The organism is Acidovorax sp. GW101-3H11 (assembly GCF_001633105.1).
GTDB lineage: Bacteria > Pseudomonadota > Gammaproteobacteria > Burkholderiales > Burkholderiaceae_C > Acidovorax.
In genome coordinates this window covers 647055-660456 of record NZ_LUKZ01000009.1, presented here as the reverse complement: position 1 = coordinate 660456, position 13402 = coordinate 647055, and the positions used below count along the sequence as shown (strand labels likewise).

The window sequence follows — 13402 nt, the reverse complement described above, 5'->3', positions numbered from 1 at the left end:
AAGCGTGGCAATTCTGGAAGAGGTCAGTGTGTTTCGGGCCTAGGTGCAGGTCACAGCTCGTAGTCGTTGACATGGCCAGTCATCGCACGGGCAATCAGCTCGCGGCTCAGGCGGTCGCTGAGCAGCTCGGCAAACTTGTAAACGAAGTTGCGCAGGTAAGCCCCGCGCTTGAAGGCCACGCGCGCCACGCTCTGGCCGAACAGGTGGCCCACGGGGCGCACCACCAGGTCGCCCAGCGGGTCGTCGCGCATGGCCATTTCGGCCACGATGCCGATGCCCAGGCCCAGGCGCACATAGGTCTTGATCACGTCGGAGTCGATGGCTTCGAGCACGATGCGGGGCTGCAGCTTGCGGGCGGCAAACGCGTGGTCGATCTTGCCCCGGCCGGTGAAGGAGGGGTGGTAGGTGATGAGCGCCTCATGGGCGAGGTCGTCCAGACCGATGCGTTCCTTTTGCGCCAGCGGGTGGTCATTGGGCACGACCAGCACGTGTTGCCATTCGTAGCAGGGCAGGGTGACCAGCTCGGGGTAGTCGGCCAGGGATTCGGTGGCCATGCCGATCTCGGCCACCTCGTCGATGATCATGCGGGCCACTTCGTGTGGCGTGGCCTGGTGCAGGCTGATGTTGACCTTGGGGTAGGCCTCGCGCAGGCGGGCCACGGGCACGGGCAGCACGTAGCGGGCCTGGGTGTGCGTGGTGGCGATGCTGAGCGTGCCGCTGTCCTGGGCGCTGAACTGCTCGCCGATGCGCTTCAAGTTGCCCACCTCGCGCATGATGACCTCGATGCTTTTGAGCACATGCTGGCCGGGCTCGGTGATGCGCTTGAGGCGTTTGCCGTGGCGGGCAAAGATGTCCACGCCCAGCTCCTCTTCCAGCTCGATGATGGCTTTGGACACGCCCGGCTGCGAGGTGTGCAGGGCCTTGGCGGCTTCGGTCAGGTTGAGGTTGCGGCGCGCCGCCTCTTGAACGAAGCGGAATTGGTGCAGGTTCATATCTGATATCGCCTAAAGATTTGCATCATTATGCTGCAATCGTCTAAGCGCTATCGGGCGCATCCACAGAATTTTCAGTCCAGCGGAGCCTCGCAGGCGATGTCAGCCATCAGGGCGGTCATGCGCGGGTCTTCGCCGATGGCGGCCTGGACGTGGAACTGCACGCCGGGATGGGCCGCATGCAGTTCCTGCAACAGAACGGGCAGGTCTTCACGCGCATGTTTGCCGGTGCCCAGGAACATGGGAACCACGGTGACGTGGGTGGCGCCCTGGGTGACGAGCCGCTGGGTAGCCTCTGCCAGGCTGGGTGTGCACAGCTCCAGGTAGGCGCAGGCCACAGGGCGCGCTGGGCGCTGCGCCGCGATGTGCGCGGCCACGGCTTCGATGGGGGCGCGCCACAGTGGGTCGCGGGAGCCGTGCGAGAACAGGACGATGGCTTTTTGCATGGGTTGTGGAATGGCGTGCTATGGCGGTCAGCGCCGCAGCACCAGCCAGCCGAAAGCGGCCAGGGAGAGTACGGAATAGATCAACCCCGGCGCGGCGGCCGTGAGCATGGGCGACCAGTTCTGCAGATTGCCTGCATAGCCGAAGACGTTGTTCAGCAGGAAGAAGCTGATGCCCGCCATGACCCCGCCAAACACATAGCCCGCAATCCCGCCAGAGCGGAAATGCAGATAGGCAAAGGGCAGGGCCAGCACCACCATCACCAGGCAGGAGAGGGGGTAGAACACCTTGCGCCAGAACTCGATCTCATACTTTTGCGCGGACTGGCCATTGGCATTCAGGTGCCGGATGAACTGGAACAGGTCGAGCGTGGCCATGCGGTCGGGTTTGAGCAGGGAGGCGGCCACCATGTCGGCGCTGATGCGCGTGGGCCATTGCAGGCTGGGGGTATCCAGGTGCTCCACGCGCGCTTCGCCTTTGCTGTCGGTGGCGCTGTGGTGCTCAAAGCGGCTGCGCTGCACGTTCGTGAGCGCCCAGGCGCCGTCCGAGCCGAACTGGCCAGAGGCAGCCCGCGTCTGCGAGGCGAGGCGCCCTTTGTCGTCGAACTCGAAGATGCGCACATCCAGCATGCCGCCGTTGGGCGTGAGCGCGCGCACGTTGACGGCAAAGGAGTGGTTGTCCTGCCGCTCCTTGAGCCAGGCGCCAGTGGCGCCGGTGGTCAGTTTGCCGAGGTAGCGCACCTTGATGAGCTGGGCCGTGCGGTCGGTGAGCGGGGCCAGATAGTCACCCACGGCAAAAGTCAGCAGCACAAACATGCCGCCCAGGGTGACCAGGGTGCGCAGCGCGCGCCAGGGGCCCATGCCGCTCGTGCGCATGATGGTGAATTCGGAGCTTTGGGCCAGGCGCGCCATCACAAAGATGGTGCCGATGAGCACGGTGATGGGCAGCAGCTCGTAGAGGTGGCTGGGAATGCTGAGCACCACGAACAGCAGGGCGTGCGAGAGCTGGTAGCCCTCGGCCCCGGCGCGGCCCACCCAGCGCAGTTCGTCCACCAGGTCGAAGAAGAAGAACAAAGCCAAGAAACCGACCGTGACAAAGGTGACGGCGGACAGGGCCTCGCGGTGGATCAGGCGGCGGATGGTTCTCATGCGGGCTGCCCTCCCTGTGGCTGGGTGGCACCCGATGGGCGGGGCGGCAGCAGGCGGCGCACGCTCCACTGGTTGTGCCGTATCGCCAGCACCAGCAATGACACGGCCAGCATGCCGCCGTGCAGCAGCACCATGAAGCTTGCCAGACCCAGACGGCCCGCACCCACCCAGCTTTGGCCCAGGGTCATGAGGTTGTAGTAGACGATGAACCCGAACAGCGCAAACACCAGGCTGGTGCTGCGCGCGGCGCGCGGGTTGGCACTGGCCACGGCCAGGCCCAGCAGCACAAAGTTGAGCGCGGCCAGCGCCAGGCCCAGGCGCCAGCCCAGCTCGGCCCGGTAGGCAGGCAGGGGCTGCATGAGCAGGCTGAGGGTGGTACGGGTCTTTACGGCCAGCTCTTCGGCGGAGCCCGGCGAGGCGGCGCCGATGCGGGTGCCGTATTCGGAGAAGTCGCTGATCTTGACGCCGGGCTTGTCGCGCGACGTCTCCAGACGCTGGCCATTGCTGAGCAGCACCATGCGCTCGCCGGCCTGGGTCTCCAGCCGTGCGCTGCGGGCCGAGGTGACGGATTCGCGTGTGCCGTCGTTGGCCGCGATGAACACGTTGTTGGCAGCCTGGGTGTCGGGGCTGTCCTTGTCGATGAAGAACACCCGGCTGCCGTTGGAGGACTCCTGGAATTCGCCGGGTGCAATGCGGTCGATGTCGCTGCGCTGCTCGTAGCGGGTCTTGAGCTCCTGGATCTGCGAGTTGGCCCAGGGCCAGACCAGCAGCGACAGCACGGCAATCACCACCATCACGGGCCAGGCAAATCGCAGCAGGGGCTTGACCAGGCTCAGCAGGCCCCGGCCGCTCGCGAACCAGATCACCATTTCGCTGTCGCGGTACATGCGCGAGAGGGTGCCAACCACGGCAATGAACAGGCTCAGGCTCAGGATGATGGGCAACTGCCCCAGCACGGTGAAGCCCATGACGAGCATCACATCGGAGGGGCTCACGCTGCCTTTGGAGGCCTGGCCGAGGGTGCGGATCAGCATCATGGTCATGACCACGGTCACCAGCACCACAAGCGTCGCGCCGAAGCTGCGTGCCAGCTCTTTGCGAATGGATGAATCGAATAACATTGGCTCAGCGCGTGCTATGCATTTTTGCGTGCGCATCAAAGCGCATGGCCCGCTCAAAAGGAAAACACCGATTATGAACTTTGATCTCAAGACCCTGGATTTGACGGCGGCCGCTTCAGAGAAATGCGACCTGCTGGTGGTACTGATTCCGGAGGGTTTCAAGCCGGGGGCGGACGCCCTGTCTGCCCTGGCGGCGCTGGCGCTCAAGAACGGAGATCTGGCGCTGAAGGCGGGCAAGCAGCTGCAGCTGTACCAGGTGCCCGCCGTGGCCGCGCGCCGCGTGGTGCTGGTGGGTGGCGGTGATGGTTCTGCCCGCGCGCTGCGCCAGGCTGTGCTGGCGGTGGGCGCTGCGATCAAGGCTCCACATACCAAGCGGGTGGTGCTGTGCTGGGCAGGCGCCGCTTCTGCAGATGCCGTGGGCGCTGCCGTGCAGGCGGTGGCCGAGGCCAGCTACGTCTACACCACCACCAAATCCAAGGCAGAAGCCCGCAGCCTGGGCCGCTGTGTGATCGGTGTTGCCAGCCCCACCGAGGTGCGAGAAGGCTTTGACCGGGGTGTGGCGCTGGTGGCGGGGGTAGAGTTTGCGCGCGAATGGGGCAACCGCCCGGCCAACCATGCCACGCCCAGCCTGCTGGCCGATGCCGCCAAGACGCTGGCCAAGCTGCCGCGCATCCAGTGCAAGGTGCATGGCCCGGCCGAGGTCAGCCGTCTGGGCATGGGCTCCTTCATGGCCGTGGCCCGTGGCTCTGAAGAGCCGCTGCGGTTCATCGAGCTGCGCTACAACGGTGCCGCCAAGGACAAGGCGCCCGTGGTGCTGGTGGGCAAGGGCATCACCTTTGACACCGGGGGCATCTCGATCAAGCCCGCGCCTGAGATGGACGAAATGAAGTTCGACATGTGTGGCGCCGCCAGCGTGCTGGGCACGTTCCGCGCCCTGGGCGAGCTGCAACCCGCGATCAATGTGGTGGGGCTGATCCCGGCCTGCGAGAACATGCCCGATGGCCGCGCCGTGAAGCCCGGCGACGTGGTCACCAGCATGAGCGGCCAGACCATCGAGATTTTGAACACCGACGCCGAAGGCCGCCTGGTGCTGTGCGATGCGCTGACCTATGCGGCCCGCTTCAAGCCTGCTGCCGTGGTGGACATCGCCACCCTGACCGGCGCCTGCGTGATTGCGCTGGGTGGCGTGCGCAGCGGCCTGTTTGCCAACAACGACGGCTTGGCCACTGCATTGCAGGAGGCGGGCGAATCCGCACAAGACCCCTGCTGGCGCATGCCGCTGGACGACGACTACGCCGACGGCCTCAAGAGCAACTTTGCCGACATGGGCAATGTCGCCGGGCGTGCGGGTGGCTCCATCACGGCCGCCAAGTTCCTGCAAAAGTTTGTGGGTGACATGCCCTGGGCGCACCTGGACATTGCTGGCACGGCCTGGCGTGGTGGTGCGGCCAAAGGCTCCACCGGGCGCCCTGTGGGTTTGCTGGTGCACTACCTGCTGGCCCAGGCCCACGCAAAGGTGGGCAAGGCGGCGCCCGCACCACGTGCTGCCGTCAAGCCTGCGACCAAGCGCGCTCCCCGGGCCAAGGCAGCCTGATCGAGCGGGCATGCCATGACAGAGGTCGCCTTCCACTTCAACGCGCCAGACAAGCTGGCCTACGCGTGCCGTTTTGCGCGCAAGGTGCAGCGCAGTGGGGCGCGCCTGGTCATCACGGCACCGGCCGAGGCGCTGGAGACCCTGGACCGCATGCTCTGGGCCATGGCACCCCAGGACTTTGTGGCCCATTGCCGCAGCGATGCGGACGAGGAACTGGTGCTGTCATCGCCGGTGCTGCTGGCGGTCGATGCGCGGTCGTCAGCGCACCATGAGGTGCTGCTGAATCTCAACACGGAAGTCCCCGAAGGCTTCGGGCGGTTTGACCGGCTGGTGGAGGTGGTGAGTGCCCATGACGAAGCCGATCGTGCCGAGGCGCGCTCACGCTGGCGCCACTATGCCTCGCGGGGCTACGCCATCACGCGCCATGATCTGGTGCTGAAAGGCGGCTGATGGCCACCCCACCCAAAGCGCCTCCCCGTTTTGTGCCCACACTCACCGAAGTGGTGCAAGTGCCGGGGGCGCCACAGGCCGCGACGGCGGTGGAACCCCGTGCACGCACCACGGTCATGCCACCGCCGCACCCCACCGCACCTTTGGATATGCGGCAACCCGTTGCTACCGCATTGCCCGCTGCGCCCCGGTCGGCACGCCCACCGGCTGCTGTGCCCGCGAGTGGGATGGTTGGTGCCAGTGTGAGTGCCGCGAGGGCTCAGGCACCTGTATCCCAACAGCGCGTGCCGGGCGCTGCGGCAACTGTGCCAGGCGGGCTGCCAATGGCGCGCGCAGCCACCCCTGCGCTGGTGCGCCCCATGCCCGAGGGCATGGAGGAATACATGGTGCACCGTGTCATGCAGCGGGTGGACGTTGTGCTGGATCAACGTCTGCGCGAAGCGATCGCCACGGTGGTGCAAGAACAGACAAGATCGGTACTGCCCAGGTTGCGGGAAGAGATTGAGTCTGTGGTCCGCCACGCGGTGTACGAGGCCGTGGCCGAGGAGCTGGCCAGCGGTGCGCCCACAGCCAGCAAGGGATGACAGGGTATTCCCCTGTGGTTTCCCTCGCATTTAATCGTGTTCCCTAATGATCTGGCCCGTAAATTGCGATATGTTCGCCTGCGTTGAGACACAAGAAGATTCTCAGCGTTTATCTTTACTGGAGATTGATATGCAATTGAAGTTGAAACTGACCGTGGTTGCTGCTATCGCAGCTGCAGCTGGTGTGGCCTCTGCACAAGAGCAGGTGGTCAAGATCGGCCACGTGGCTCCGGTTTCCGGCGCCCAAGCCCACTACGGCAAGGACAACGAAAATGGCGCCCGCATGGCCATTGAAGAGTTGAACGCTCAAGGTGTCACCATCGGTGGCAAGAAGATCAAGTTCGAGCTGGTCGCTGAAGACGACGCTGCAGATCCAAAGCAGGGCACCGCTGCTGCACAGAAGCTGTGCGATGCCAAGGTTGCTGGCGTGGTGGGTCACCTCAACTCCGGTACCACCATCCCCGCTTCCAAGGTCTACAACGACTGCGGCATTCCCCACGTCACCGGCGCTGCCACCAACCCCAACCTGACCAAGCCCGGCTACAAGACCACCTTCCGCATCATCGCCAACGACAACGCCCTGGGCGCTGGCCTGGCGTTCTACGCTGTGGATACGCTGAAGCTCAAGACCGTTGCCATCATCGACGACCGTACCGCTTACGGCCAAGGCGTGGCAGACGTGTTCAAGAAGACGGCCACTGCCAAGGGCATGAAGGTGGTGGACGAGCAGTTCACGACCGACAAGGCCACCGACTTCATGGCGATCCTGACCGCCATCAAGGCCAAGAACCCCGACGCGATCTTCTACGGCGGCATGGACCCCCAAGGCGGCCCAATGCTGCGCCAGATGGAACAGCTGGGCATGGGCAATGTCAAGTACTTCGGTGGCGACGGCATCTGCACCTCTGAAATCGCCAAGCTGGCCGCTGGTGCCAAGACTCTGGGCAACGTGATCTGCGCCGAAGGCGGTTCTTCGCTGGCCAAGATGCCTGGCGGCACGGCCTGGAAGGCCAAGTACGACGCCAAGTACCCCAACCAGTTCCAGGTGTACAGCCCCTACACCTACGACGCTACGTTCCTGATCGTGGACGCCATGAAGCGCGCCAACTCCGTGGACCCCAAGGTCTACACGCCTGAGCTGGCCAAGTCCAGCTTCAAGGGTGTGACCTCCACGATCGCCTTCGAGCCCAACGGTGAAATGAAGAATCCCGCGATCACGCTGTACGTCTACAAGGACGGCAAGAAGACCCCTCTGTAATAGAGAGTCTTCATTTGCAGGGTGCTCAGGTGCCTTGCAAAAAACAAAAAGGCTTCCCTCGGGAAGCCTTTTTGTTTTTGGGCGTGAACCTCCCAGGGTTGTAGTGGGCGTGCGCCTTACCGCCGCACTTGCAATGAACCTGGGTTCACGATGTTGGTCGGTGTGCCCTTGATGAAATTCACCACGTTGTCAAAGGCCGCGCCAAAGTACAGCTCGTAGCTGTCCTGTTCGACATACCCGATGTGTGGCGTGCAGATGCAGTTTTCCAGCCGGAGCAAGGCGTGGCCTTGCAGAATGGGCTCGCTCTCGAACACATCGACAGCAGCCATGCCGGGGCGCCCCCGGTTCAGGGCGGCAATCAGCGCGTCGGGTTCAATGAGTTCTGCGCGCGAGGTGTTGACCAGCAGGGAGGTGGGCTTCATGCACGACAGGTCTTCGAGCGAAATGAGGCCTCGGGTCTCATCGTTGAGGCGCAGGTGCAGCGAGATCACGTCGCACTGCGAGAAGAACTCCTCGCGCGTCGTGGCCGCCTGGTAGCCATCCGTCAATGCCTGCGCACGCGAGCCCTCGCGGCCCCAGACGCGCACATTCATTCCAAACGCCCGGCCATAGCCGGCCACCAGTTGCCCGATGCGCCCATAGCCCCAGATGCCGAGTGTTTTGCCGCGCAGCACGTTGCCCAGCCCAAAATTGGCGGGCATGGACGCGGTCTTCAAGCCGGACTGTTGCCAGGCACCATGCTTGAGGTTGGAGATGTACTGGGGCAGCCTGCGCATGGAGGCCATGACCAGCGCCCAGGTGAGCTCGGCGGGGGCCACCGGGGAGCCCACGCCTTCGGCAACGGCAATACCGCGCTCGGTGCAGGCGGCCACGTCAATGTGGCTGCCGATCTTGCCCGTTTGTGCAATGAGCTTGAGCCGAGGCAGCTTCTCGACGAGCTGGCGGGTGATCTGGGTGCGTTCCCTCACCAGCACGATGATGTCGGCATCCTTGAGCCGCACAGAGAGCTGGCCCAGTCCCTTGATGGTGTTGGTGTAAACCTTGGCGGTGTACGCGTCGAGCCGGGTGGCGCAATGCAGTTTGCGCACTGCATCCTGGTAATCGTCGAGGATCACTATGTTCATCCCGACATTGTGCCTTGGCAGAGATTGCGTACCGCGCCAAGTGGCCGCTTGGCGTACCAAAATCCCCGGCTTTTGGTGACGGAGTGTTGGTGTTGCGCGGCTGGGCATTCCGCCGAGGGGGCGTGAAATTGGGCCGATGGGTTTGAGGCGCTGGTGTCTTTGCTCTCTGACGGCATCCAAGCTTGCGCGCCATCTCCAAAGCATGCACATCCATCACCGTGGGACTGCCATGCGATCTTCGAAAAAACTCCCGACAGTCTTCAGGCCCGCATGGCTTCGGAGGCCACCATGCGGTCCAGCTCGGCGCACACATCGGCCATGCGGCCCGCAATCACCAGGCGGCCGGTGCCAGAGTCGGACACCCGCCGCAGGACCTTGGGCGACCGCAGGCTGCTGGCATGCGAATCTGTGGGCAGCGCTGATAAAAATGCGTGGCGGTGGCTGCCCATGGGGTTGGCCATGGGCAGAAATGACCTGCCCGCTGGTGCAGGCTGCCGGGTGGGTGGCTCGGAGGGGCGCAGCGGAGGCCTGACCGTGAAAGGCCAGTTGCCACGCAGTGGCCGTGGGCCATGCTGCGGGGTTGGCGGGCGCGGGCGGCCCGCTGCTGTTGCGTTGGCATCTGCTGCGGTCTCTGCGCGTGCAGGGTGTACCAGCAGGCGCTTCAGGCCGCGCAGCGGATTTTGCAAGGCGGTCAGGGTGAACAAGGCAAGTCGCATGTGAAAACTCCGAAGGTCGGGGGTTGAACACAGGCAGGATTGCAAAGTGATTTCATGCCATGCAGTTTGCCGGGCCATGGCGGACGTGCGGGTGCCTGTGGTGCAAGAAACTGGCATCACAAGACAGACAACGTCGCCGCACTGGTACGACGGGTGACATGGCATGGGGTCTGCACTGCAGGGCTGGTGTGCTGTAGCCAGCCCACCAAACGCCCGCCACCCGCAGTGCGACCCAAACGGAGTGGCCTACATCAGCATGGTGTTGCGGATGAGCCCCACAGCCAGGCCTTCGATTTCGAAGGGTTCACCGGGCTGGACCACGATCACCGGGTAGTCGGGGTTTTCGGGCAAGAGCTCGATGGCGGTGGCGGTGCGGCGCAGGCGCTTGACGGTGACATCGTCACCCAGCCGCGCCACGATGATCTGCCCGTTGCGGGCCTCGCGGGTGGACTGCACGGCGAGCAGGTCGCCGTCCATGATGCCAGCGTCGCGCATGGACATGCCGCGCACCTTGAGCAGGTAGTCGGGCTTGTGCTGGAAGAGGCTGTTTTCCACACTGTAGGTCTGGTCCACATGTTCCTGCGCGAGAATGGGTGATCCTGCCGCCACGCGCCCCACCAGGGGCAGCACCAGCTGCGACAGGCCTGGAATCGGCAGGCTGAACTGGCTGCCCAGCTGGAGGCTACGGGCCGCATTGATGGAGCGGACCGTGTCACCCCGCAGGCGGATGCCACGCGATGTGCCGCTGACCAGCTCGATCACCCCTTTGCGGGCCAGGGCCTGCAGGTGTTCTTCGGCGGCGTTGGCTGATTTGAATCCCAGCTCGGCCGCGATTTCTGCGCGGGTCGGGGGCGCGCCAGTGCGTGCAATGGCGGTCTGGATGAGATCCAGAATCTGCTGCTGGCGGGCGGTGAGTTTGGGGTTGTCGAGCATGGTGGTTTCCGGTGGCGGCGGTTACAGTGGCGAACAACTGTTTTTTAATCCAGTAACTGTATTTTTCACCAGTTTTTCGGAGTACGCAAGTGAGTGGGCAAAAAATTGTGGTTTTGGGCACCGGAGGCACCATCGCGGGTACCTCGGCGCAGGCGGGGGACAACATTGGCTACACCGCAGCCCAGGTGGGGGTAGAACAATTGCTGGCCGCCGTGCCGGGCCTGCAGGCGCTGGCGGGCGGCACGCTGGTGGTCGAGCAGGTGGCCCAGGTGGACAGCAAGGACATGGACGACGGCGTCTGGCGGGCGCTGGCCCAGCGCTGCGCGCACCACCTGGCGGACCCGGACGTGCGGGGCCTGGTGATTACCCACGGCACCGACACGCTGGAAGAAACCGCCTGGTTTCTGCACGAGGTGCTGGACACCACCAAGCCAGTGGTGCTGACCTGCGCCATGCGCCCCGCGACGGCGCTGACGCCCGATGGCCCGCAGAACCTGCTGGACGCCGTGGCCGTGGTGCTGGCCCCCGGTGCCACCGGGGTGGTGGCCGTGGCGGCCGGGGAACTGCATGCCGCCCGGAACGTGCAGAAGGTCCACCCGTACCGGGTGCATGCTTTCAATTCGGGCGATGCCGGCCCCCTGGGCTGGGTGGAAGAGGGGCGGGTGCGCTTTGTGCAAAATTGGCCTCTTCCGCCTGTTGGACGTGCCTTTACTGCTATCAAAACAGGAATTGAATCCGCCGAATGGCCTTGGGTGGAGGTGGTGCTGAGCCACGCAGGGGCGCGGGCCCAGACCGTGGATGCGCTGGTGCACGCCGGTGTGCGGGGGTTGGTGGTGGCCTGCACTGGCAACGGAACCATTCACCATGCGCTGGATGCCGCCTTGCTGCGGGCGCAGCAGGCCGGTGTGCGCGTGGTGCGGGCCACCCGGTGCGCCGAAGGGCAGGTGCTGCCCAAGCCCGGCGATGTGTTGCCGGATTCCCGGGGGTTGTCTCCGGTGAAGGCGCGGGTGGCCTTGCTGCTTGACCTGCTGCAGGCGCACTGACGGGGCTGGCTGCCTTATTTACAGATATGTTCGCAGCACTCAAGACACATGCCTGGGCCTATCCGGCGTTGGAGGTGGTGCACATCGTGGGCATCGCGTTGCTGCTGGGCAACCTGGTGTTGCTGGAGCTGCGGGTGTTTGGCCGGGGCACGGCGCTGCCGGTGAAGGACCTGGCCCGGCTGAGCCTGTCGCTGGCGCTGTGCGGTTTCGCACTGGCCGCCGCCTCGGGCCTGCTGATGTTTGCCACGCAGCCTGCCGAGCTGCTCAGCAACCGGGCATTCACCTTGAAGATGCTGTTGTTGATGCTTGCCGGGTGCAATGCCGCATGGTTTCATGGGCGCGGTTCGCTCACGCGGCTCGATGCCCTGGCCCGCGCGCAAATGCTGGCATCCACGCTGGTCTGGCTGGCCGTGGTGGTGTGTGGCCGCTGGATCGCCTATCTGTAAAACCTGTCCGGTTCCTCTTTGCTTCAGGAGTCTGTATGAGCCTGCAACGACGCCACCTGCTTGTCGCCGCCACTGCCTGGCCCCTGGGGGCGCAGGCGCACCATGGCTGGAGCAGTTTTGACCCGGACCGCCCCATTTACCTGGAAGGCACCGTGCGCAAGGTGCGCTGGCAAAACCCCCATGCGGAACTCTCGCTGGAGCTTGCCGCTGGCCTGAAGCTGCCTGCCGACCTGGCCCAGCGCCCCGTGCCTGCGCAGACGGCGCCGGTGGATGGCCGGGCGCTGCTGGCCAAGGCCGTGTTGCCCACCCGCAAGGACCGGCTCTGGGAGGTCGAGCTGGCGCCCCTCACGCGCATGCAGGCGTGGCAGGTGCAGGAGATCCGGCCGGGCGCCCAGGTGTCGGTGGTGGGGTTCACCTTGCGCGAAGAAAAGGGCGACCCGGTGTTGCGCGCGGAGTACCTGTATGTCGATGGCAAGGCCTACGGCCTGCGGTCCAGCCCCGCATGATGCGTGGGTCAACACCTGAGTGATATGGGGCGCTGCGGCGGAGCTGATGCCGCCGGGCAGCGTCGGCGCACGGGCATGGTGGCGCCATAAAAAAAGCGACGCCCCTGTGCAGGGCGTCGCCGGTTCGTAGCGATCAGCGTGGCCGGGGCCGCCGCATTAGTGACCGCATTATTTTCTGGTCTCAGCTGGCCAGGGCCTGCAGCGCGCGGGCTGTGATCTCGTCCACGCTGCCCGTGCCGCTGATGGCGCGGTACTTGGGGGCGGCATCGGGCTCGGCCTTGGCCCAGTTGCCGTAGTAGTCCACCAGGGGGCGCGTCTGGTCGCTGTAGACCTGCAGGCGCTTCTTGACGGTTTCTTCCTTGTCGTCCTCGCGCTGGATCAGCTCTTCGCCCGTCACGTCATCCTTGCCTTCCACCTTGGGCGGGTTGAACTTGACGTGGTAAGTGCGGCCGCTGGCGGGGTGCGAGCGGCGGCCGCTCATGCGTTCGATGATGGCGTCGAAGGGCACGTCGATTTCGAGCACGTAGTCGAGCTTGACGCCTGCGGCCTTCATCGCGTCGGCCTGGGGGATGGTGCGGGGGAAACCGTCGAACAGGAAGCCCTTGGCGCAGTCGGGCTGCGTGATGCGTTCCTTGACCAGACCGATGATGATGTCGTCACTGACCAGGGCGCCCGAATCCATCACGGCCTTGGCCTGCAGGCCCAGCGGGGTGCCGGCCTTGACGGCGGCGCGCAGCATGTCGCCGGTGGAGATTTGCGGGATGCCGTACTTCTGGCAGATGAACGTGGCTTGCGTGCCCTTTCCGGCGCCAGGCGCGCCCAACAGAATCAGTCTCATGGAAGTCCTCGAAGGTTAGAAATCAGTTGGCGCCGCTGGCGGGGACGCGCGAAGGGCGCCTGTAGCCGTTCTGTGCGCCCGGGATGCGGTGCTCTCGTTGCGGTCGAGGATAGCATGTGACCACCTTGCGCTGACTTACATCGGCGACTAGATGGGCGGCAGTCTCCCCGGGCTGCACCACCACAGTGCAGCACAGGGTGGGCCG

Annotated in this window: 15 protein-coding genes; 7 read left to right on the top strand and 8 right to left on the bottom strand. The window is 64.9% G+C overall.

Annotated elements, in window-relative coordinates:
* Window positions 1-50: 50 nt before the first annotated feature.
* The 4 genes from A1D30_RS09010 to lptF all read right to left on the bottom strand — a co-directional run bounded on the left by A1D30_RS09010 (window position 51) and on the right by lptF (window position 3705).
* Entirely contained in the window at window positions 51-992 is a 942-nt protein-coding gene (locus A1D30_RS09010; protein ID WP_063460399.1) for a CysB family HTH-type transcriptional regulator, read from the bottom strand.
* 74 nt (window positions 993-1066) lie between these two features.
* Entirely contained in the window at window positions 1067-1438 is a 372-nt protein-coding gene (locus A1D30_RS09005) for a CbiX/SirB N-terminal domain-containing protein (RefSeq protein ID WP_063460398.1), read from the bottom strand.
* Between the two features lie 27 nt (window positions 1439-1465).
* Entirely contained in the window at window positions 1466-2584 is a 1119-nt protein-coding gene (gene lptG, locus A1D30_RS09000) for an LPS export ABC transporter permease LptG (protein ID WP_063460397.1), read from the bottom strand.
* Window positions 2581-3705, bottom strand: coding sequence for an LPS export ABC transporter permease LptF (gene lptF / locus A1D30_RS08995; protein ID WP_063460396.1), 1125 nt, complete (start codon window positions 3703-3705; stop codon window positions 2581-2583). Before lptF ends, lptG begins: the two co-directional genes overlap by 4 nt.
* Window positions 3706-3778: 73 nt before the next feature.
* On the opposite strand from lptF, the gene A1D30_RS08990 reads away from it, so the two are divergent.
* The 4 genes from A1D30_RS08990 (at window position 3779) to A1D30_RS08975 (ending at window position 7591) form a co-directional block, all read left to right on the top strand.
* Window positions 3779-5299: a leucyl aminopeptidase gene (locus A1D30_RS08990; RefSeq protein WP_063460395.1), complete on the top strand. Its 1521-nt coding sequence runs from the start codon at window positions 3779-3781 to the stop codon at window positions 5297-5299.
* 15 nt (window positions 5300-5314) lie between these two features.
* A complete protein-coding gene (locus A1D30_RS08985) occupies window positions 5315-5749 on the top strand; it encodes a DNA polymerase III subunit chi (protein WP_063460394.1) in 435 nt (144 codons plus the stop codon).
* 323 nt (window positions 5750-6072) lie between these two features.
* Entirely contained in the window at window positions 6073-6333 is a 261-nt protein-coding gene (locus A1D30_RS26010; protein ID WP_242421829.1) for a hypothetical protein, read from the top strand.
* 130 nt (window positions 6334-6463) lie between these two features.
* Window positions 6464-7591 (top strand): branched-chain amino acid ABC transporter substrate-binding protein, encoded by a 1128-nt coding sequence (locus tag A1D30_RS08975; RefSeq protein WP_063460392.1) that lies wholly within the window; start codon window positions 6464-6466, stop codon window positions 7589-7591.
* A 116-nt stretch (window positions 7592-7707) separates the two neighbouring features.
* On the opposite strand, the gene A1D30_RS08970 is transcribed toward A1D30_RS08975, so the two are convergent.
* The 3 genes from A1D30_RS08970 to lexA all read right to left on the bottom strand — a co-directional run bounded on the left by A1D30_RS08970 (window position 7708) and on the right by lexA (window position 10364).
* Window positions 7708-8715, bottom strand: a complete 1008-nt coding sequence (locus A1D30_RS08970) for a D-2-hydroxyacid dehydrogenase family protein (protein ID WP_063460391.1) — start codon at window positions 8713-8715, stop codon at window positions 7708-7710.
* 260 nt (window positions 8716-8975) lie between these two features.
* Window positions 8976-9431: a hypothetical protein gene (locus A1D30_RS25475; protein WP_131798436.1), complete on the bottom strand. Its 456-nt coding sequence runs from the start codon at window positions 9429-9431 to the stop codon at window positions 8976-8978.
* A gap of 246 nt (window positions 9432-9677) precedes the next feature.
* Entirely contained in the window at window positions 9678-10364 is a 687-nt protein-coding gene (gene lexA, locus A1D30_RS08960) for a transcriptional repressor LexA (protein ID WP_063460389.1), read from the bottom strand.
* Between the two features lie 89 nt (window positions 10365-10453).
* Between lexA and A1D30_RS08955 the strand changes: the two genes are divergently transcribed.
* From A1D30_RS08955 to A1D30_RS08945, 3 genes are read left to right on the top strand one after another with little or no spacing between them, the layout of a single operon-like run.
* The gene (locus A1D30_RS08955; RefSeq protein WP_063460388.1) at window positions 10454-11407 is read left to right on the top strand and encodes an asparaginase; all 954 of its coding nucleotides are present in this window, start codon (window positions 10454-10456) and stop codon (window positions 11405-11407) included.
* A 26-nt stretch (window positions 11408-11433) separates the two neighbouring features.
* Window positions 11434-11853, top strand: a complete 420-nt coding sequence (locus A1D30_RS08950) for a hypothetical protein (protein WP_063460387.1) — start codon at window positions 11434-11436, stop codon at window positions 11851-11853.
* A 35-nt stretch (window positions 11854-11888) separates the two neighbouring features.
* A complete protein-coding gene (locus tag A1D30_RS08945) occupies window positions 11889-12359 on the top strand; it encodes a DUF6152 family protein (RefSeq protein ID WP_063460386.1) in 471 nt (156 codons plus the stop codon).
* 181 nt (window positions 12360-12540) lie between these two features.
* On the opposite strand, the gene adk is transcribed toward A1D30_RS08945, so the two are convergent.
* On the bottom strand, window positions 12541-13197 hold the full coding sequence (gene adk / locus A1D30_RS08940; protein WP_063460385.1) for an adenylate kinase: 657 nt from the start codon (window positions 13195-13197) through the stop codon (window positions 12541-12543).
* Between the last annotated feature and the right edge of the window lie 205 nt (window positions 13198-13402).